The sequence below is a fragment of the Corynebacterium sp. HMSC14H10 genome (assembly GCF_001807105.1).
In the GTDB taxonomy this organism is placed as follows: Bacteria; Actinomycetota; Actinomycetes; order Mycobacteriales; family Mycobacteriaceae; genus Corynebacterium; species Corynebacterium jeikeium_D.
The window spans coordinates 1-1122 of record NZ_KV787423.1 but is presented as its reverse complement, the minus strand read 5'-3'; the positions used below and the strand labels follow the sequence as shown (position 1 = coordinate 1122).

Sequence of the window (1122 nt, the reverse complement as noted above, 5' to 3'; positions counted from 1 at the left end):
AGCGGACACACTTTTTGTCACTTAACCCGGATATGGAAACCTTTAGTCGACCGGCAGTAAACCCGCGAGCAAGTCAGAATCGAATACTTCCGTCGTGCAACGATCACTGACACATACCGCCAGCTAGCCAAAGAACCGATGCAACACCTCTAGTCATTCCAATGAACGGCTCTGATCATCCACGCAGTTGTTCGAGTCGGCCAATATTACTTAGTGCTCAAGACAGGGGGCCGACGTGCTCGAGCCAATCAACTAGCAAGCAGCGAACTGCTTCCATGTCTTTATCCTGGTGCGAAACGTAGTGAGAGGGGGCCACAGCGTTGGTATGTACCCACTTTCACGTCGGCCATGCTGACGGAGTGGAAGACGTCCGCGCTCGCTAACTCGACTCAAACAGCTCTGACTCGGCCAGGCAGGGTACCAGTTGGATTACCTCGTCGAACAGAACCTCGAATCGATTACTCAGGCCTCGGGGTGGTATCAGTTCCCAGTGTTGGTATCAAGGCTCGTACAAGCCACCTAGGTGACTGCATTTGAAACTAGGAGCTGGATCCACCACCTCCTTGTCCGTTTGCTCTTCCCGCTCTCAGCTAAGCAGTAATTCCATCCAGCCCAACTGCTACGCGATAATCTGTCGGGACGTGCGGTCAATTTCCTCAATGAGCATTTCCTAACCATCATCGGGATCATCCTCGAACTTGCGGCTGAATCAATTTCGCCTTGTAAAGACTGCCGACTCCTTCAGTTGGAGCGTTGTCTTTAGAATCATCGAATGTGATTACGCTCGGTCGGGTTCCAGAGCTGTAGTGGGAATTAGATGCAGTGCGCTCCACTTACTGCCTCGTGCATGTTGTAGTTGGATGGTTTATGGCTGTTAATGTGCTGATGCGCTTTAGAAAAGGGCATTGTGACCTGGGGGTTCGCTTTATGTGTGAAGTGTGTGTAATGTATCCGGGGTCAGCGCGACAGGGCGATGTGATCGCTGTTGTGGTGATGTGGGGGAGAGTTTACTTTGTATTCACGGTCGGTTTGACTTGTGTTTGCAGTGAAGGTAGAGTCTTCTTCTGCTGCTCATGTGGTGGTTGCCCTGGTTTTGGGGTGGTTGTCTTCGTGGGTGTGTGT

The 1122-nt window shown here is 51.5% G+C and carries 1 protein-coding gene; it reads left to right on the top strand.

From position 1 onward, the window contains the following. Positions 1-867: 867 nt before the first annotated feature. Positions 868-1122: hypothetical protein (locus tag HMPREF3135_RS11445; RefSeq protein WP_210384704.1), on the top strand; the 255-nt coding region annotated here is incomplete at its 3' end.